We start from the raw sequence: 18,979 nt of genomic DNA, 5'->3' as shown, positions 1-18,979 counted from the left end.
CCGAAGGGCATTCAACGGCCGGACGCCCGCGGGGCGCACGCAAGGACGCCCGCGAACGGCACGCACGTCGGGGCAGCCGAGCGGCATCGATCAACCCAGCGACGCGGTTGCCGCGCGCAGGTCCTCCAAGGCCGCCAGCGCATGCGGCGCGAGCCCTTCCGTGTCGTCACGCTCGCCTTCGGACCACTGGGCGTATCCCCGCTTGAACGCGAGGACTCCCAGCTCGGCCGCGAGATGCGCGGTCGGCTCCGGGACGCCGCGGGCGACGAGCGCGGCCGTCATGGCGGCCGCGAGCCCGACGCTCTTGAGGGCGTCGCGCTCCTGCAGTTCGGTACTGGCCGCCACGGCCGCTTTGAGGCGGGGGCCGAGTTCGCGGTTCGCCGGACCCATGGCGCCCGATGCGCGTTCGAGACCGGCCGCCACCGCCTGGAGCGGGCTGGCGCCCGCGGGGGCCTCGGTGATGCCGTCGGCGAGCAGCCTGCCGAGCGTCTCCTGGCCGGCGACCAGCAGCTCGCGCTTGTCGGAGAAGTACCGGAAGAAGGTGCTCTTGGTGACGCCGGCGCGCTCGGCGATCTGCGCCACCGTGGTGGCGTCGTACCCCTGCTCGGTGAACAGGTCGACCGCCGCGACGACGAGTCGTTGGTCCGCTCCCGGTTGCCATCTGGCCATGAGACCAGGATAGGTGATGAGACTCCTGTCCTATCACCATGTAGGGTCAGTGATGGGACAATGGTCTCATCACTTTCAGGGAGAGCTCATGCATGTCTTCGTCACCGGCGGTACCGGCACCATCGGCTCCGCCGTCGTCGCCGAACTGCTCGGCAACGGCCACACCGTTCTCGCACTGGCTCGCTCGGACGGCTCCGCGCAAGCCCTTGAGGGTGCTGGCGCCAAGGTGCTGCGCGGCGACCTGGCCGACCTCGACACCCTGCGGTCCGGCGCGGCGCAGTGCGACGGCGTGATCAGCCTGGCGTTCGGACGTGACTACAGCAGTCCGGACGCGCTCACCCGGGCCATCGCCGAGGAGAGCGCCGCTCTCGCCGCGCTGGGGCAGGAACTCGTCGGAAGCGACCGCCCGATCGTCACGGTCTCCGGCACGCCCTGGGTGCCGGGACGCGCCTCCGTCGAGGCCGATCCGCTGCCGACCGACGGCCCGGTGGGCGGTCGCGGCCGTTCGGTCAACGCACTGCTGGACCTCGCCTCGCGCGGCGTGCGCGGCACGGCCGTCCGCATGCCGCGCACGGTCCACAACGAGGGCAAGGGCGGATTCGCCGGCCTGCTGGCCGATCAAGCGCGCCGCACCGGGGTGGCCGGCTACCCGGGCGACGGCACCCAGCGCTGGCCGGCCGTGCACGCGCTCGACGCGGCGGTCCTGTTCCGCCTGGCTCTTGAGTCCGCACCGGCCGGGACGTCCTGGCACGCCGTCGGCGACGAGGGCGACGCGGTGCGGGACATCGCCGCGGTCATCGGGCGGCGACTGGGCCTGCCGGTCGAGGAAGTTCCGCAGGAGAACTTCGGCCCGTTCGGTCCGATCTTCGCCATGGACCAGCCGGCGTCCAGCGCCCACACCCGTGAGGCGCTCGGCTGGCAGCCGACCCACGCCGGCCTCCTCGAGGACCTGGAGACCATTCAGCCCTGACGCGCGCAGATTCGAGGGGACCGCCCGGCCCGTCCACCCACTTGTCCACCCACTCGCCCGACGGCGTGCGACTCCCGGCACCCCCGCCAGGACCCTGGGGCCTAATCGCCCGCGTTCCATCCGGTGGACGAGCCGCTCGGTCGGGTGGCTCCGTCCTGGAAGGCGTGGCCACCGGCGGGGGTGAGGGCGAGCGCCGTGCGCGGGAAGCCGAAACCGACCCGGCACGCCTCGTGGTCGACGGCGAGGACACCGAGGCGCACATGCCGGCGGACCACGCCGTCAGGGGCGTCGACCGGGTGCCGATCGGGCTCGGCGGTCATGACGCGTTCGCGCCGGCGGGGCCGCCAGGTCAGGGGGTTTCGGAAGGGGCCGGCAGAGTGAGGACGACCTCGTCGATCTCGGCGCGCCGCGCGTTCGCGTAACCCCGTTCGGTGCCGGTGACCACGAACCCGCACTTCTCCAGCACCCGGATCGAGCCGGCGTTGTCCGCGGCCGCGCGTGCGCGCAGGGGGCGTTCGGGCACCTCGGCGAGCAGTGCGCGCAGCGCGGCGGTGGCCACCCCGCGACCCCAGTGCTCCCGGCCGATCCAGTACGTCACCTCGCGCTCCTCCGGCGGCCCGTACGCGCCCGCGTGCCCGACGACTTCGCCACCCGCACCGACCACCGTGCGGGTGACGACCGCCGGGTCCCGGCGGATTCGCTCCCAGTGGGCCTCGAACCGGTCGCGGTCCGCCGGGTCCTCGGAGGTGAACGCCGCCATCCACACCCCCTCGGGGTCCGTCATCTGCGCGAAGAAGACGGGCAGATCACCGTCCTCCACCGCACGCAGCACCACGTCCATCGAGCCCTCCCGGCAGGTGATCGTCGGCGCCCGGACCCCATGGCCCAGGCGCCCGAGCAAGCGCGGTCGGACCGGCCGCGCGTCGCCGTGGGCGAGCGTACCGACCGGCCGACCGGCCGCGCCGCGACCGTACGACCCAGCCGTACGCGCCCCGACGCCCGGAGGCCGCGGCGGTCGCCCGACACCCGGTCCACCACCCTAATCGCACAGCCGTTCGAACATGTGCCAGAATCCAGCCATGCCCCACTCCTTTCCCGACGACCTCGTCCAGGCCCAGCGCGACTGGTACACCACTTACCGCGAGTTGGCGGCGAGCGCGGGCGCGGGCTCGCGCACCACGGTGCTGCGCCGGCGTCTGGTCCGGCTGTCCGTCCGCATCAGCGCCCACCCCTACTGGGCCACCCTCCCCGGCACCGCGCCCGCCGCACGGATGGAGCTGAAGCAGATGACCTGGGACGCGCGCGCCCCGCGCCGGGCGCCCCACCGCAGCCCCGACCAGACCCCCTGACCCCCGGCCGCCGATCCCCGGCCGACCCCCACCCCCCGCCCCCTCGCACTCCGGCCCCGACCCCGACCCCGGGCCGGCCCTCCCCGGCCGCCACACCCCCACCCGGCAACGCCCCACCCCACCCCCGGCCCTTGACCGGACCGTCACCGGCCCGTGACCTCACCCGCCACACCCGCACCAGGGGCCGCCGGTTGCCGCGGATCGGGGAGAGCGCTCTCTCAACGCCTTGACACGGCGCCCCCGGCCCTCCAAGGTACGTCCCAGAGAGCGCTCTCAGAGCGGGGGCTCACCGCTCGCGCACAAGCGCCCCCGCCCGCCCGCGCGCACCGCCCGGGCGTCGCGGTGCCGCCGGGCCGTCCGGACAGAGGTAGGTCGTACGTATGTCATCAAGCAGGGCCGCAGGAAGTGAAGCCCCGGCAGCCGCGCACAGACCCGGGGGCGGGACGGACACCCTGGTCGGCGACGCGCTCGGCCGCCGTACGTTCATGACCACCGCGGCCCTGCCCGGCGCCGTACCGGTGACCGGTGCCGCCACTCCCGCGTCCGCGCCCGCTTCCACGCCTGCGCCCCTGCCCGGGACCGCGCGCTCCCGCAGCGGGCAGCGGCCCCCGTACGCCCGCCAGTCGCCGCCCGCGGAGCCGGACTTCGGCCCGCACGTGAAGGTCTTCGGCCCGGACACGCCGGTCGGGCAGGTCCAGGCCGCCCTGGACGCGGCCGCGGTCGGCGGCGGCCGGAGCGCCTTGCTGTTCAGGCCGGGCCGCTACGCCGTGGACGTACGGCTCGGGCCCCGCACGTCCGTGTCCGGCCTCGGCGCGCACCCGGACGACGTGACGATCGACGGCGCGGTGCGGGCCGCGGACCAGCGCGGGCCGGGCGGCGGTGGCGACCGCGCGGCCACCGACTCGTGGCGCGCCGTGGAGAACCTCGCGATCCTGCCCGCCGGCGGCACCCAGCGGTGGGAGGTCTCCCCCGCCGCGCCGCTGCGCCGGGTGCACGTCCGCGGCCGGCTCCTGCTCTGCCCGGGGCCGGACGGCGCCTGCGGTGACGGGTTCATCGCCGACTCGGTGGTGGACGGGGAGGTGCTCGACACCGCGCGGCAGTGCTCGCTCACCCGGGACAGCCGGGTCGGCGGTTGGCCGGACCCGGCCGGGCGGCAGGTCTTCGCCGGCGTCGAGGGAGCGCCCGCGCCGGCCTTCCCCGACCCGCCATCTTCGGTGCCGGGCACGGCTCCGCGGGTCACGCCGCCGGGCGGCCCGCTCAGCCGCGAGAAGCCGTTCCTCTACGTCGACGAGGGCGGCCGGTACCGGGTGTTCCTGCCGGCGCTGCGGCACGGCGCGGTCGGCGCGAGCTGGGCCGGCGGCAGTACCCCGGGCTCGTCGGTGCCGATCGACCGGTTCTTCGTGGCCAGGCCCTCCGACTCGGTGCGCACCCTCAACAAGGCGCTGTCGCAAGGACGTCACCTGCTGCTGACCCCCGGCTGCTACGAACTGGCCGACACCATCAAGGTCAAGTGGGCCGGCACGGTGGTGCTGGGGCTCGGCCATGTGACGCTCGCCCCGCGCCAGGGTGTGGTGCCGATGACGGTCGCGGACGCGCGCAGGGTGCGGATCGCGGGGCTGCGGTTCGACGCGGACCCGGCCGACGCGGGCCCGGCTGACACGGACCCGGCCGACGCGGACCCGGCCGCCGCGATCGTGCTGCTGGAGATCGGCGCCCGGCGGGGCGGACGCAGCGACCCGCGCGACCCGGCGTCCGTGCAGGACGTGCGCTTCCGGATCGGCGACGGCGGCCGGGCGGCCACCGCGCTCGTCGTGAACAGCGACCATGTGCTGCTCGACCACGTCCGGGTGTGGCGCGCCGGACCCGGCACCGGCGAGGACCGGCCGGCCGGCGGCACGGCGGCCGACGTGGTGGTCAACGGCGACGACGTGCGGGCCAGCGGCCTGTTCGTGGCGCGTTTCCTGACGTCCGGCGTGGCGCGGAACGGGGAGGGCGGCCGCTCGCTCACGGGTACCGGTTGACCGGCGGCCCGCAGGACGGGCCGATGTGATCGACCACGTGATCAACGGTGCCGTGGCCCATCCGGGCACCGGCACCCGCGCCGGTGAACCTGGTGAGGTGCCCGGCGCGTTGACGCGTGGCCCATGGGGGTGAGGGGGCCGTTGCCCGGCGCGGGCGGCGGCCCCCTCACGGCTGTACGGCGAAGGCCGCGCCCGCGGTTCGGGCGGCCGGACGACGACATTACGCCCGTGCCGACGATCGGACGTTCCGAAGGTCCGCCGTTCCGAAGAGCTGTCGTTCCGAAGAGCCGTCGTTGCGACGATCGGACGTTCCGACGAGCTGGCATTTCGACAAGCCGCTGTTCCGACGATCCGAACTTCCCATGATGCGAAGGGTTCCCCGGCGGACGATCGACGGCAGCACTCATCCCACGTAGGATGTCCGATGTTCGGTGATCACGTGGCGGCGGTGCCGCGCGCACGCCGGCCCGGACCCCGGGGAGGGATCGGTGGACCCACTCACCTCGCGGACGCTGCGCGGCATCTGGTCGCCCACGCTGCTGCCGCTCGACGCGGACGACGCGATCGACTTCGGCCGCCTGGAGGAGTCGCTGGAGGCGGTGCTCGGCTCGGGCGTGCACGGCGTCTACACCAACGGCACCGCGGGCGAGTTCCACACCCTGGACGAGGGCGAGTACGACCGCCTGCACGCGCTGGTGGCCGCGCGCTGCGCCGCGGCCGGGGTGCCGTACCAGCTCGGCGCGAGCCACCCCGGCGGGCGGCTGTCGCTGGACCGGGTCCGCCGGGCGGCGGCGCTGCGGCCGGGCGCGATCCAGGTGGTGCTGCCGGACTGGCTGCCGCTGCGGCCCGGTGAAGTGGTCGCCGCGCTGCGCGGGTTCGCCGCCGCCGCGGACGGTGTGCCGCTGGTGCTGTACAACCCGCCGTACGCGAAGACGCAGGTCACGCCGGCGTTGCTGGCGCGGATCGGCGAAGAGGTACCGCAGGTGGTCGGGTTGAAGGTGCCCGCGGTGGAGGTCGCTCAGGGCCTGACCGACCGCTTCGCGGTGTTCGTGGCCGGCCACGCGCTGGCGACCGGCCGCCGCGGTGGCGCCGCCGGGTCGTACTCGAACGTCGCCTGCATGAGTCCGGCCGGTGCGGTGCGCTGGTATGCGCAGATGGCCGCGGACCCGCGGGGCGCGGCGGACGTGGAGGCGCGGCTGCGCGGCTTCCTCGACCGCCATGTGGCGCCGCTCGCGGCCGACGGCTACAGCGATCCGGCGCTGGACAAGGCACTGTGCGCGGTGGGCGGTTGGTCCCGCACCGGCACCCGGGTGCGGTGGCCGCACCGCTGGGTGCCGGCGGAACAGGTGCCCGCGCTACGGGAAGCGGCACTGACCGCGCTACCCGAACTACTCACCGACCCGTTGAGCACGGACTGACCCCACCCACCCTCGGCACCTGCACAACGCGGCCGAGCGGTCGCGACGTTCACGACTCGACCCGGAGCGGGCAGGTCAACAGGGCGCCGTGGGCGGCGAGTCGGCCGGATGAAGCACTGCGTGACGCATGGAAGGGCTGCGTTTTCCGCGGCCGTCCAGCGGCCACCGTCGGGCCGGACCGCCCGCGTACCGCCGGCAGCCCCTCGGCATCCGGCGAGGCACCCGCTCCGGCTCGGCCGCCTCGTCACGCGGAGCGGCGTCGTGCACGGGCGGCCCGGCGCCCGACATCCCCAGACGGTCAAGTGAAGGTAAAATCACGGCAATTGGTCTAGTCCCTTTTCATCTGCGGCAACGCGCGCGGCCCTGCCTGCCGCGCGCCGATTGGTACAGTCCAATTGTTCGTCCGACCCATTGCCGCTCGACAGCGGCCTCGGCTGTCCTGGCTGTGCGATACCCCGGCAGTGCGGTGCGGAACGGGAGTCACGCCGTTCCGCGCCGCCCTGGGCATCCCCCCACCCCCAAGGAGAGCCGTGTTCACAGGACTCAGAACGCCCAGACCTGTCCGCCGGGCGGCGCGGTTACGCGCCCGGCTGGTCACCGGACTCACCGCCCTGGCCCTCTCGATGGCCGGGCTCGTCGGGCTCAACACCCCCGCCGCGCACGCCGCCGGCGGGCTCACCGCGGAGTTCAGCAGCACCGGCAGCGGCTCGTCGTGGTCCGGCAGCTACGTCGTCAAGAACGGCTCCTCGGCCGCGGTCAACGGCTGGAGCCTGGAGTTCGACCTTCCGGCCGGTGTCACGATCACCAGCGAGACCAACGGCACCAGTTCGGTCACCGGTTCCCATGTCGTCGTCACGCCCGCCTACTACAACGCGACGATTCCGGCCAACGGGTCCACGTATCCGTACAGCTACACGTTCCAGGCTTCGGGCCCGCTCGGCACGCCGACGGGGTGCCTGATCAACGGCGACAAGTGCGACGGCAGCCCGGCGGTGCCCCCAAAGGCGCCGACCGGGGTCGCGGTCGCCGACGCCACCGCGCACACGGTGAGCCTGAAGTGGAGCGCGGCGGCCACCGGAGACTTCCCCGTGGCGTCCTACGACGTGCTGCAGGGGGCCACCGTCGTGGCCTCCAGCGCCACCACCACGGCGACCGTGCCGAACCTGTCCCCGGCGACGTCGTACCAGTTCACGGTGCGGGCGAAGGACTCCCGCGGCAACACCGGGCCGGCCAGCGCCCCGGTCACCGCGACCACCTTCGACCCGTCCACCGACACCGTCCCGCCGACCGCTCCGGGCAACCTGCGGGCCGGCACCGTCACCTCCAGCACCGTCCAGCTGTCCTGGGACGCGGCGACCGACAACATCCGCGTCGCCGCCTACGACGTCTATCAGGGCTCGACGCTCGCCGCGACGGTGCCCGCCGACACCCGCACCACCACCCTGGTCGGTCTCGCGCCCGCCACCGCCTACACCTTCACCGTCAAGGCCCGTGACCTGGCCGACAACGTCTCGCCGGCCGGCAACGCGGTCACCGTCACCACCCTGGAGGCCGTGGGCAACGGCGGTTACGCCAAGGTCGGTTACTTCGTGCAGTGGGGCATCTACGGCCGCCAGTACTTCGTGAAGAACCTCGACACCTCGGGCGCCGCCGGCAAGCTCGACGTCATCAACTACGCGTTCGGCAACATCGACCCGACCAACCTCACCTGCCTCAACGGCGTGACCAAGGGCACCACGGCCGACCCGGAGGACCCGAACCAGGGTGACGGCGCCGGGGACGCGGACGCCGACTACGGCCGGGCGTTCCCCGCCTCGCAGTCCGTCAACGGGCAGGCGGACGACGGCTGGGGCAAGCTGCGCGGCAACTTCAACCAGCTCAAGGAGCTCAAGGCCAAGTACCCCAACCTGAAGGTGGTGATGTCGCTCGGCGGCTGGACGTACTCCAAGTACTTCTCCGACGTGGCCGCCACCGACGCCTCCCGCAAGAAGTTCGTGCAGTCCTGCATCGACATGTACATCAAGGGCAACCTGCCGGAGACCGAGGGCGCGGGCGGCCCGGGCGTCGCCGCGGGCATCTTCGACGGCTTCGACCTCGACTGGGAGTGGCCCGGTTCCCCGGACGGCCACCCCGGCAACCACTGGAGCACCGCCGACAAGGCCAACTTCACCGCGCTGATCGCCGAGTTCCGCACCGAACTCGACGCGCTCGGCGGCGACCACAAACTGCTCACCGCCTTCACCCCGGCCGACCCCAAGAAGATCGACGCCGGCTGGGACCTGCCGCAGGTGTCGAAGAACCTGGACATCGAGAACATCCAGGGCTACGACTTCCACGGCTCGGGCAGCGACAACTCGTGGGAGCCGAACCGCACCGGTGACCAGGCCAACCTCTACCCCGACCCCAACTCGCCCTACCCGAACGACTTCAGCGTCGACAGCGCGGTGCAGACGTACTTCGACGCCGGCGTCAGCCCGCGCAAGCTCACCATCGGCCTCCCCTTCTACGGCAGAGGCTGGCAGCAGGTGACCGGCGGCGGCGCGAACGGCGAGTGGCAGAGCGCCAACGGCGCCGCGCCCGGCCAGTTCGCCGAGGAGGCCGGCACCCGCGGCTACAACAACCTGGTCACCAGCGTGCCGGGGCTGACCGTCCACCACAACGACCAGACCGTGGCGACCTACGGCTACACCGGCGAGGGCGGCCAGTGGTGGTCCTTCGACGACGCCTGGTCGATCGGCAAGAAGGCCGCGTACATCAAGTCCAAACACCTCCTGGGCGCGATGATCTGGGAGATGTCCGGCGACACCCCCGACGGTTCGCTGCTCAACACCCTCAACACGGGGTTGCAGAACTGACGGCGGCACCCTGAACGGAGCGAACACCTGCTGGGGCCGTCCGGGAGCGCACCCGGGCGGCCCCGGCGGCCGGGGCCTCGGCCACCGGACGGAAACTGGCAGGACTGCCAATTGACATAGCCGACACGTTCGCTAGGCTGGGCGCCGTGTCCGCCACACCCACCGAAACCGCGTCCGAACCCGGACTGCGGGAGCGCAAGAAGGAGCAGACCCGCCACGAGCTGCGCCGGAGCGCGGCCCGGCTGTTCGCCGTGCACGGATTCGCGGGCACCACGATCGCCGACATCGCCGCGGCCGCCAACGTCTCCGAGCGCACCTTCTTCCGCTATTTCGACAGCAAGGAGGCGCTCCTGCTGCCCGACGGGGTGGAGCTGCTCGCCCGGGTGGAGGCGGAGCTGGCGGACCGGCCGGTCGAGGAGCCGCCGCTCGACGCGGTGTGCGGGGCGCTGCTGGCGGCGGCCCACGCCTTCGGCGCCAGCAGCCTGAGCGCGCTCACCCACCCGCTGGAGGGCACCGAGTCCCTGGTGATGGCGCGGCTGGTGCAGGAGTTCGTCCACTGCGAGGACCGGCTCGCCACGCTCGTCGAGCGGCGGCTGCCGGCCGGCCTGCCTGATCGCGATCTGCGCGCGGCCGTCCTGGCCGGCGCCGCGCTGTCCGCCGCCCGCGCGGTGCTGCGCACCCAGCGCGGCCGGCGCGCGTCCGGCCCCGCGGAACCCACCGCGGCCCGGCTGCTGCCCGAGGCCCTGGCCCTGCTCGCCCACCTCCCCCGGATCGGAACCGCCGACGCATGACGCCCAGCGACGAGCCGCAAGTCCGGCGCGCGGACGCCGAAGACGCGCCCTCGGGTGCGGAAGACGGCATATCCGGTGCACCCGGTGCGCCCGGCGCACCCGAGGTGGCCATCGAACCCGGCAGCGCGCCCGCCGCGTCCACGGCACCGGATACGGGTGCCGATACGGCTGCGGGCGACGCCGACCGCAACGCCCACCTCGGCCCCGGCCCCGGCCCCGACGCGACGAAGCTGCGCGAGCCGGCCCCCGCGCAGCCGCGCCGCCGGTTCGTGCCGCGCCGCAAACCGCTGATCGTGGCCACCGCGGTGGTGGCCGGGCTGGCCGTGCTCGCCACCGCCGCCGACCTGGTCCTCGCGCACACCGCGCGGGAGCGGATCGCCCGCGCGGCCGGCTGCAAGCTCAAGCCGACCGGCCCGGTGTCGGCGGACCTGTCCGGAAGCCTGGCCGGGCTGCGGCTGCTGACCGGCGACGTCGGCACCGTGCACATCCGCGCCGAGGACGTACGGCGTGACGGCATGGACCTGTCCGTCGCCGCCGACCTGCACGAGGTGACCACCAAGGGCACCATGAGCGGCGGCACCGCCACGGCCACCATCTCCTACGACGAGTTGGGCAAGCGGCTGAACCGCAAGGCGGCCGGGCTGCGGCCGGAGTCCGACGGCCACGGCGGGCTGGTGCTCACCGGCACCCTCGTGGGCATCCCGTTGCCGGTGACCGTGCACACCTCCATCAGCACCAGCAAGGACGCGATCACCGTCACGCCCACCGACGTCGACGTGCTCGGCCGTACCCTCCCCGTCTCGCAGATGACGGGTGGTCAGGGCGGCTCCGCGCTCGCCGCGAAACTCGCCCCGCGCACCGTCAAGGCCCCCTCGCTTCCGCCGGGCGTCGCCCTGACCGGGGCGCGTACGGACTCCCACGGCCTCGGGTTGACGCTGGCCCTGCCGGCGAGCGTGTCCTCGGGTGCCTCGAAAGGGTGCGCCGCGTAACGACCTTGACACGTCACTCGACCGGCCGATCGCCGCTGCCTAAGATGGCGGCTGCCCCCGATGTCGCTCGGCGGCGGTAGTTGCGCAGGATCAGCAATGTCGTGAGGGGCCCATGCCATCCCGAGACGTGTCGCCCAGCCCCCCGATCGATGTGACGGTGCCGAGTGTCGCCCGCATGTACGACTACCTCCTGGACGGCAAGGACAACTACCCTGCTGACCGCGGCGCCACCGAGGAGCTGCTGGAGCAGGTGCCGAGCATGAAGGTGCTCGCGTTGAACAACCGCCAGTTCCTGCGCCGCGTGGTGCGGGTGCTCGCCGAGGACTACGGCATAAGGCAGTTCGTCGACCACGGCTCCGGGCTGCCCACCCAGGACAACGTGCACGAGATCGCCCAGCGCGTCCACCCCGACGCCCGCGTGGTCTACGCGGACAACGACCCGATCGTGCTCGCGCACGGCCGGGTGCTGCTGGAGCAGAACGAGAACACCGCGGTCCTCCAGGCCGACTTCCGCGACACCGAGAGCATCTGGGACAGCCCGGAGGTGCATCGGCTGATCGACCTGGCCGAGCCGGTCGCGGCGCTGTTCGTGTCGGTGCTGCACTGCGTGAAGGCCGTCGAGGACCCGGCCGGCATGGTGCACCGGGTGCGCGACCGGCTGCCGGCCGGCAGCTGCCTGGTGGTGTGCCAGCTGGTCAGCGACGATCCCGACGTGCGATGCGGGGTCAGCGAGTTCATGGACGAGTCGACCGGCGGCAACTGGGGCGAGGTACGCGAGGAAAGCGACCTGCTGCACTACCTGGACGGCACCGAGATCCTGGCGCCCGGCCTGGTGGAGGTCTCCACCTGGCGCGCCGACAACGAACTCGCGCTGGTCCAACCCAGCTACGAGTGGATCGAGTTCGGCGGCGTCGGCCGGGTGCGCTGACCGCTACTCGTAGCGGGTCAGCGCCTCCTCCAGCAGCAGCCGGCTCTCCGCCGGGGTCGCCGCCACCGCGCTGAGTTCGTCGAGTGCGGCCCGGTAGCGGTCCAGGTCCTCCAGCCGGTCGAGGTAGACCGCGCTGGTCATGTGCTCCAGGTAGACCACGTCCGGCAGGAAGCCCTGGGCGAAGCGCAGGTAGGTCACGGCCGCACCCGGGGTCGCGGCGGCGCTCGCCTCGTAGGAGGCGACCTGGAGCCGCACCCCCGGCTGCCGCAACACTTCGAGCAGGTAGACGAGTTGGTCGCGCATCACCTGCCGGCCGCCGACCGGGCGGTGGAGCACGCCCTCGTCGATCAGCGCCCACAGCACCGGCGCGCCCGGCTCGCCCATCCGGCGCTGCCGCTCCAGCCGCAACTGGACCCGCTGCTCGACCTCGTCGGCCGGCGCCAGCCGATGGCCGCTCAGCACGACGGCCTGCGCGTAGGCGGGGGTCTGGAGCAGCCCGGGCACGAACTGGTTCTCGTAGGTGCGGATCACATGCGCGTCGCGCTCCAGGCCGATGAGCTGCTGCAGCCAGTCCGGCACCACCTCGCCGTAGGGCTGCCACCAGTCCGGGCGGGCGGAGCGCTCCACCATCGCGATGATCTGCCGCTGCTCGACCGGGTCGACGCCGTACAGGTCCAACAGCTCTTCCACGTCACGGGACTTGAGGTTGACGTGGGCGGTCTCCATCCGGCTGATCTTGGAGGCGTGCGCGCGGATGTGGCGGCCGGCGACGACCGGGCTGATGGAGCGGCTCTCCCGCAGCGCCCGCAGGTAGTTGCCGAGCACGCGGGCCATCGCCTTGGCGCCCATGTCGGGGCGGCGTTCGAGAAGCTGTATGGGCGAGACGAGCTGCGGCGCGGCAGGCATACAGGCTCCCAACACAGTTACTGGACGGACCAGTATTGCACCGGATGGGCATTCGGGGCTGCCCGCCGGCGGCTGCCGGCGGGCAGTTCCTCAGGTCACCGTCGCAGGCCGCGCCGGCCTCAGCCGATGTACCCGTCGAAGTCGCCGTCCTTGGCGCCCTCGACGAACGCGGTGATCTCCGCGCGGGTGTAGACGAGCGCGGGCCCGTCCGGATGGCGCGAGTTGCGCATCGCCACGCTGCCGTCCGGTAGCGCGGCCACCTCGACGCAATTGCCGCTCTGGTTGCTGCGCGCGCTCTTGGTCCAGCGGACCCCGGAAATCGAACTGGCCTGCACACCGTTCTCGAATTGCTGCACTTGGCATCGCTCCTTCGTCGGCCGGGCGCCACTTGGCTACGCTGGCGCACCAGGGGCCACGGCAGTTGCCGAAACACCGTGGGTGCACGTGCCGTTGCAATTTCCGATGCAATTGCAACGGTGTCACCCAAGTCACGGTACTGTCGGTCCGACGCGGTGTCGACACATGCGTGAGCGGCTCCCCCTCGGGGTATGGATTACTGCCGTATTCGAGACGTTGCAGCTCAGGGGGCCGCAATGTCCCGATCGCCATCGGCCCGCGCGTGCGCGGCAGTTGCACGACCGTACGGGGGTCGTACAACTGCCGCGCATCAACCGCTCGCCCGCGTCCGGTCGGCTCCGGATGTCCGGTTACACTCGCGCGCCCCGGCACCCCGGCGGCTCGGACCTCCCAGGGACTCCGACGACCCGGACGACCGCGACGACCCCGACCGCCGCGCGGTTCACGCGGCCCGGCGCACCTCGATCACCAGCGCCTGGCCGGGGTTGAGCGTCGGCATCGGCACTCCGGCCTGCGCGAGCACCGCGCCCGGCATCCGTACCCAGTCCGTCAGCGCCTCGGTCAGCCAGGCGGGCCCGGAGGTCTGGTGCAGCGACGGCAGGCCGAGCTCGGTCCGGACCCGAACCTGGTAGCTCCCGTCGGCGGCGAGCCCGGGCAACGGCACCCGGCCGTACTGGCCTTCGGCGGACGTGGCGGTACGCGCCCAGCAGTACAGCGCCGCCGAGCCGTCGAGCGCGACGACGCCGTGCAGCAGCCGCGCCTCGCGGTCCGGGTCGTCCGGCGCGGTCAGGTCCGCGCGGACGCTGCGACCGCCGTGCAGCAGCGGCCGCAGCTCCCGGTACATCGCCGTCCACGCGGTGATCCGCGCCAACTCCTCGTCCGTGCACGCCGTCAGGTCCTGCTCGATGCCGGCATGCCCGAACAGCGCCGTCGCCAGCCGGAACGAGTCCGCCGTCGCCCGGTGCGTGGTGTGCGCGGGCGAGGGACCCAGATGCGCGCCGACCAGTTCCGGCGGCAGCAGCTGCCCCGTCCACCGCTGGATCGCCTGCCGCTCCACCGGGTCGTTGCAGTCCGACGCCCACACCCGGTCCGTCCGCGCGAGGATGCCCAGATCCACCCGGCCGCCGCCACTGGCGCAGCTCTCGATCTCCACCCCGGGATGACGCTCCTTCAGCTCGTCCAACAGCCGGTACAGCGCCGTGACTTGAGCGTGCGCGACCGGGCGGTCGTCCGGTCCGTGCACCGCCTCGTGCAGCTCGCGGTTGTGGTCCCACTTCAGGTACGCGATGGCGTTCTGCGACAGCAGCGCGTCCAGCTTGTCCAGCAGATACGCCCACGCGTCGGGGTTGGTGATGTCCAGGACGTACTGGTTGCGGGCCGACGGCCCCAGCCCGGCCTTGGGGCCGAGCACCCAGTCCGGGTGCTCCCGGGCCAGATCGGAGTCGGGGTTGACCATCTCCGGCTCGACCCACAGCCCGAACTCCAGCCCGCGCGCACGGACATGGTCGATCAGCGGGGTCAGCCCCCGCGGCCACACCACCGGGTCGACCCACCAGTCCCCCAGGCCGGCGTTGTCCGAGCGGCGGCCGGCGAACCAGCCGTCGTCCAGCACGAACCGCTCGACCCCGACCTCGGCGGCCTTGTCGACCAGCCGCAGCAGCCGCTCCAGATCGTGGTCGAAGTACACCGCCTCCCAGCTGTTGAGCACCAGCGGACGCGGCGCGACCGGATGCTGCGGGCGCGCCCGCAGCAGGGCGTGGAACCGGTCGGCCAGACCGTCAAGACCGTCGGCGGACCAGGCGTACCAGCTCACCGGCGTGCGATACGCCTCCCCCGGCGCGAGCCGGACCTCGCCGGCCCGCAGCAGCTCGCCGCCGCCCAGCGCGGCCGCGTGCACGCCCGCGCCCTCCGGCAACTGCTCCACCAGGAACCGCTGGTCACCGCTCCACCCCACGTGCACCCCCCACACCTCGCCGGACCGGAACCCGAACCCGGGTGTGCCCACCGTCAGCAGATACGGCGAGTCCAGCCCCGGCTTGCCCCGCCGCACCTCCCGCGCGTACGTGCCATGTCCCAACGGGCGCCGCTGAGGGCTGCGTTCACGGCTCCACTTGCCGGTGAAGTCGAGGATCTCGGCCGCCCGCCGGGGCACCGGCAGCAGCGTCACCGCCTGCGCGAGGTCGTACGGCGCCGCCTCTGCGCCACCGTCGGACGCGCCGGCGCGGCGGGTCAGCTCCGCATGGACCCCCAGCACCCCCGACGGCTCCAGGCGATACGTCACCGCCACGTCGAGGCCGGCCCCCGCGTCTGCCAGCGCGATCCGCACCTCGCCCCCGCCGTCCGGGTCCTCGTGGTGCTCGACACCGGACAGGGCCAGCCGCGGCGCACCCGCGCCCCCGGCCAGGTGGCCGTGATGCGCCGGCGTACCCGACCACCCGTCCGCCTCGGTCGGCCACACCGTGAAGCGCCGCTCCACATCCAGCGCGTTGTTCAGGATCGCGGGCTCGGCCGTCAGGCTCAACGCCGCCCAGTCCGCGCCGCTCAGCTCACCGAGGTCGGCCCCCCAGTGCAGAACCCGGGGCACCGGCTCCGTCAGCTCCACGACAAAACTCGTACCGGCAGCGCGCAGGGCGACGATCCGCGCCGAAGTGCTGGGCATACAAAGGTCCTTCCGGAAACCGGGGTTCAGGGTCGGGGGTCGGAGGTTCGGGTACCCGGGACGCCGGGGGCCGGGGCTGCGGACACCGGGGTTCCGGGAGCCGAACCGCCGCGGTGGGCCGGCCGGGCGGCCGGGCCATCGCTCGTTCGTATCAGACGCCGCTGTACGGACCGGGTAGGGCACGGCCCAGCCGGTCCGTCCATGGCTCAGAGCGTGATCTTGTCGATGTCGGAGGAGTAGTCGGTGGGGTTGCCGAAGCCGATGGTGTTCGTGCCCGCCTTGAGGTGCACCGGGACCGTGACGGACTGCGCGGCGCCCCAGTCGTTGTCGTTGGTGCCGGCCAGCGGGAGCTGGAAGGAGGCGCCGTTGACGGTGATGACGGCCGTGCGGCCCGAGGAGCCGTCGACGTAGTCGAGCCGCATCAGGTAGGTGCCGTCGGCGGGCGCGGTCACGCCGTTGAAGGTCAGCGTGTTGCCGGTGCCGCCGAGGTTGCCGACCTTCTTGCCGCCGGAGCAGCCCGCGCAGTCCGCGACGCTCGCGCCGCCCGCGAGGGTGTTGCCGGGCGCCTCGGCCTCGTAGGCCACCGGTCCGGCGGCGGACGGCGTGGTGACCGCGACCGCCTTGCTGGGCGCGGAGGTCCGGCCGTGCGCGTCGTGGGCGACGACGGTGAAGGAGTGGCCGCTGCCGGCCGCGAGACCGCGGACGGTCGCGGTGGTGGCGCCGGCGCCGCTGGTGGTGGCGGCCTTCCGGCCGTCGGCGTAGACGGTGTAGCCGGTCGTGGCGGAGCGGCCCGCGTTCACCGCGTCCCAGGCGAGCGAGACGCTGGTCGCCGTGGCCGCGGTGCCGTGCACGGCGAGCGGGGTGCCCGGGCCGTTGCCGGCGTTCTTCGGGGTGATCGTGAACAGCCGCGAGCCGTGCGCGGGCAGGTGCTCGGTGAGCCGGCCGGCGGCGGAGCCGAGATCGCGGTGGCTCCACAGGTCGCGGACGGACGCGGTGCCGCCGATGCCCAGGTCGGAGAAGTCGGCGGTCACGTCGGCCGCGGCCGAGCCGAGGTTGAACAGCGCGACGGTGACGCTTCCGTCGGCGTTGCGGGCGTACCAGGTCTGCTGGTCGGTGGCCTGGCTGACCGGCTTGGCCGGGCGGCCGGCCTGGTCGACGGCGATGACCTCGTCGTTGGTGAGCAGCGACAGGCCGTACGAGTCGAGCTTGGTGAGGTCGTCACCGGTGTAGAGCGGCGCGGACTCGATCGCCCACAGCGTGGCGTAGCTCTGCCGTTCGGCGTCGGTGAGGCCGTCGAGCGCGCCGTCGCCGACGTCGAGGGAGTCGAGGTTGTTCCAGTGCCCGGGCCCGGCGTCGGGTATCCACTGCACGACGTCGTTCCAGCGCTGCTTGACCGAGTTGTTCCAGGTGGCGAGGGTGTCGCAGTAGCACTCGACGTCGGTGTCCACCCGCCAGCCGTTGGCGTTCTGCGTCCAGGTCGCGACCTGGGGGTGGCTCAGCGACCAGGAGAGGGTGAGCTGGATGGGGCGGCCGGTGCGCTGGAGCGCGGCGTGCCACGCCTGGACGTCGGGGATGTTGTCGTGGGCGGCGTCGCCCTGCCCGGAGCCGGGGCCCACGCCGTCGATCTTCAGGAAGTCCACGCCCCAGGAGGCGAGTTCGTCGGCGACGGAGTCGATGTACTTCTCCGCGCAGGGGGTGGCGAAGTCCATCTGGTAGGACACGTTGTCCCAGCCGCTGGTCTTGCGCAGGTCCGGATAGACCAGGTCCTTGGTGGTGCAGCCGGGGGCGCCGTAGACCGGCGTCTTCCCGTCGTTGTACGCGTCGATGTACAGGCCGACCGCCAGGTAGACGCCGAACTTCAGCCCCTTCTTGTGGAGTTGGTCGCCGACGTACTTCATGCCGTGCGGGAACTTGGTGGCGTCGCCGACCGGACGGCCGTACGCGTCCGAGGTGTTGTGGCCGTCCGCGTCCACGTTCCAGCCGGCGTCCAGGTTGACGAAGTCGTAGCCGTGCGGCTTCAGCTTCGACGCCACCACGTCGGCCTGCTGGAGGACATGGGCCTCGGTCAGCCACGCCTCCCCGCCGTAGCCCGGCGCGCTGGTCGACTCCAGGCTCCAACTGCTCCATCCCATGTAGGGCTTGGCGGCGAGCACGGGTGCGGGCGTGTGCCGGGAAGCGGGCGCGTGCCGGGAAGCGGGCGCGTGCCGGGATGCGGGCGCGGACGTGGACGCTGATGCGCTGGCGGGTACGGCGACGGCCGCCGCGAGGGCGGTGGCCGCGGTGACGGCGAGCAGCGGAAGAACGTGAGCGCGGGTGCGGGTGCCGCGGGTGCCCGAGCGCCGTGGGGGTCTTGCCGGACGGGTCATCGGTGTACTCCATCCCGGCCTCGCCGCGCGCGGGCGCGGTCGGCCGCCTCAAAGCGGAGAAGGGTTGGCCCGCGCCCGGAGCAGGTCCCACCGCCCGGGGCGCGGAGTGCGGCGAATCTAGCGAGGGTTTCCTTCCGCCGTCAACATATTCGGCGTCCCGCCTGCGGGGCGCCCTCCCCCGGGCTGCCCCGCCCCGCCGGTTCGGGGACCATCCGCCGGTGACGGGTCGCGCGCGGAGTTTCCCGCGCCCCTGAGCAGGTGCGGCTCCTTATCGCGGAAGAGGGGCAGCCCGGGCCCGTTCACGCCCCGCAGGGACCTTCCTTCGTTTCCTTCGGAAATGTATCGTCTCGGTATGACGCTCGCCGACCAGCCGCCCGCGGCGTCCCTGGTCTTCCAGACCCTCCTGATCCACGGCCCGCTGACCCGCGCCGAGGTCGGCCGCAGGACCGGCCTGTCGCCGGGCGCGGTCACGAAGGTCGCCACTCCCCTGCTGGCCGACGGCTGGATCACGGAACTCGGCAGCCCGGCGGCAGCCACTGAGCGTGGCTCCGGCCGTCCCGCCGTGCCGATCGCGGTCCGCGCGGGACGGGCCCGCTTCGTCGGGGTGAAGGTCACCGGGGACGAGTTGATCGGCGTGCTCGCCGACCTGACCGCGCGGCCGCTGGCCAGCGGCCGGGCCGGGCTGCCCAGCCGCGCCGGGG

16 protein-coding genes are annotated in these 18,979 nt (G+C 73.2%); 9 read left to right on the top strand and 7 right to left on the bottom strand.

Annotation, left to right across the window (positions count from 1 at the left end):
• Positions 1–90: 90 nt before the first annotated feature.
• Positions 91–669: a helix-turn-helix domain-containing protein gene (locus AB0399_RS27100; protein WP_329361684.1), complete on the bottom strand. Its 579-nt coding sequence runs from the start codon at positions 667–669 to the stop codon at positions 91–93.
• Positions 670–757: 88 nt separating this feature from the next.
• On the opposite strand from AB0399_RS27100, the gene AB0399_RS27095 reads away from it, so the two are divergent.
• Positions 758–1,639 carry an SDR family oxidoreductase gene (locus tag AB0399_RS27095; RefSeq protein WP_366413126.1) on the top strand — a complete coding sequence of 294 codons (882 nt, stop codon included), beginning with the start codon at positions 758–760 and terminating at the stop codon, positions 1,637–1,639.
• A gap of 101 nt (positions 1,640–1,740) precedes the next feature.
• Here AB0399_RS27095 and AB0399_RS27090 read toward each other — a convergent pair whose 3' ends face one another.
• Both AB0399_RS27090 and AB0399_RS27085 read right to left on the bottom strand, forming a co-directional pair.
• Positions 1,741–1,959: a hypothetical protein gene (locus AB0399_RS27090; protein WP_366413125.1), complete on the bottom strand. Its 219-nt coding sequence runs from the start codon at positions 1,957–1,959 to the stop codon at positions 1,741–1,743.
• A gap of 29 nt (positions 1,960–1,988) precedes the next feature.
• A complete protein-coding gene (locus AB0399_RS27085; RefSeq protein WP_329361688.1) occupies positions 1,989–2,480 on the bottom strand; it encodes a GNAT family N-acetyltransferase in 492 nt (163 codons plus the stop codon).
• 238 nt (positions 2,481–2,718) lie between these two features.
• On the opposite strand from AB0399_RS27085, the gene AB0399_RS27080 reads away from it, so the two are divergent.
• The 7 genes from AB0399_RS27080 to AB0399_RS27050 all read left to right on the top strand — a co-directional run bounded on the left by AB0399_RS27080 (position 2,719) and on the right by AB0399_RS27050 (position 11,990).
• Entirely contained in the window at positions 2,719–2,988 is a 270-nt protein-coding gene (locus AB0399_RS27080; protein WP_366413124.1) for a hypothetical protein, read from the top strand.
• A gap of 380 nt (positions 2,989–3,368) precedes the next feature.
• Complete coding sequence (locus AB0399_RS27075; protein WP_366413123.1) at positions 3,369–5,009, top strand: coagulation factor 5/8 type domain-containing protein; 1,641 nt, start codon at positions 3,369–3,371, stop codon at positions 5,007–5,009.
• A gap of 488 nt (positions 5,010–5,497) precedes the next feature.
• Complete coding sequence (locus tag AB0399_RS27070; RefSeq protein WP_366413122.1) at positions 5,498–6,427, top strand: dihydrodipicolinate synthase family protein; 930 nt, start codon at positions 5,498–5,500, stop codon at positions 6,425–6,427.
• Positions 6,428–7,050: 623 nt separating this feature from the next.
• The gene (locus AB0399_RS27065; RefSeq protein ID WP_366413139.1) at positions 7,051–9,282 is read left to right on the top strand and encodes a glycosyl hydrolase family 18 protein; all 2,232 of its coding nucleotides are present in this window, start codon (positions 7,051–7,053) and stop codon (positions 9,280–9,282) included.
• A 146-nt stretch (positions 9,283–9,428) separates the two neighbouring features.
• Positions 9,429–10,073, top strand: coding sequence for a TetR family transcriptional regulator (locus AB0399_RS27060; RefSeq protein WP_366413121.1), 645 nt, complete (start codon positions 9,429–9,431; stop codon positions 10,071–10,073).
• Complete coding sequence (locus tag AB0399_RS27055; RefSeq protein ID WP_366413120.1) at positions 10,070–11,062, top strand: LmeA family phospholipid-binding protein; 993 nt, start codon at positions 10,070–10,072, stop codon at positions 11,060–11,062. The genes AB0399_RS27060 and AB0399_RS27055 overlap by 4 nt, the downstream gene beginning before the upstream one ends.
• A 112-nt stretch (positions 11,063–11,174) precedes the next feature.
• Entirely contained in the window at positions 11,175–11,990 is an 816-nt protein-coding gene (locus AB0399_RS27050) for an SAM-dependent methyltransferase (protein ID WP_366413119.1), read from the top strand.
• A 3-nt stretch (positions 11,991–11,993) separates the two neighbouring features.
• On the opposite strand, the gene AB0399_RS27045 is transcribed toward AB0399_RS27050, so the two are convergent.
• From AB0399_RS27045 to AB0399_RS27030, 4 genes are all read right to left on the bottom strand, one after another.
• A complete protein-coding gene (locus AB0399_RS27045) occupies positions 11,994–12,896 on the bottom strand; it encodes a helix-turn-helix transcriptional regulator (RefSeq protein ID WP_329361702.1) in 903 nt (300 codons plus the stop codon).
• Between the two features lie 119 nt (positions 12,897–13,015).
• On the bottom strand, positions 13,016–13,252 hold the full coding sequence (locus AB0399_RS27040) for a DUF397 domain-containing protein (RefSeq protein ID WP_328473044.1): 237 nt from the start codon (positions 13,250–13,252) through the stop codon (positions 13,016–13,018).
• A 443-nt stretch (positions 13,253–13,695) separates the two neighbouring features.
• Positions 13,696–15,912 carry an alpha-galactosidase gene (locus AB0399_RS27035; protein WP_366413118.1) on the bottom strand — a complete coding sequence of 739 codons (2,217 nt, stop codon included), beginning with the start codon at positions 15,910–15,912 and terminating at the stop codon, positions 13,696–13,698.
• A gap of 206 nt (positions 15,913–16,118) precedes the next feature.
• Positions 16,119–18,278, bottom strand: a complete 2,160-nt coding sequence (locus AB0399_RS27030) for a CBM35 domain-containing protein (protein WP_366413117.1) — start codon at positions 18,276–18,278, stop codon at positions 16,119–16,121.
• Between the two features lie 352 nt (positions 18,279–18,630).
• Here AB0399_RS27030 and AB0399_RS27025 point away from each other — a divergent pair.
• On the top strand, positions 18,631–18,979 hold a 349-nt coding region (locus AB0399_RS27025), incomplete at its 3' end, for a helix-turn-helix domain-containing protein (protein WP_366413116.1).

The organism is Streptomyces sp. NPDC088194, assembly GCF_040702025.1.
GTDB lineage: Bacteria > Actinomycetota > Actinomycetes > Streptomycetales > Streptomycetaceae > Actinacidiphila.
This window is presented reverse-complemented; position numbering and strand designations above follow the sequence as displayed.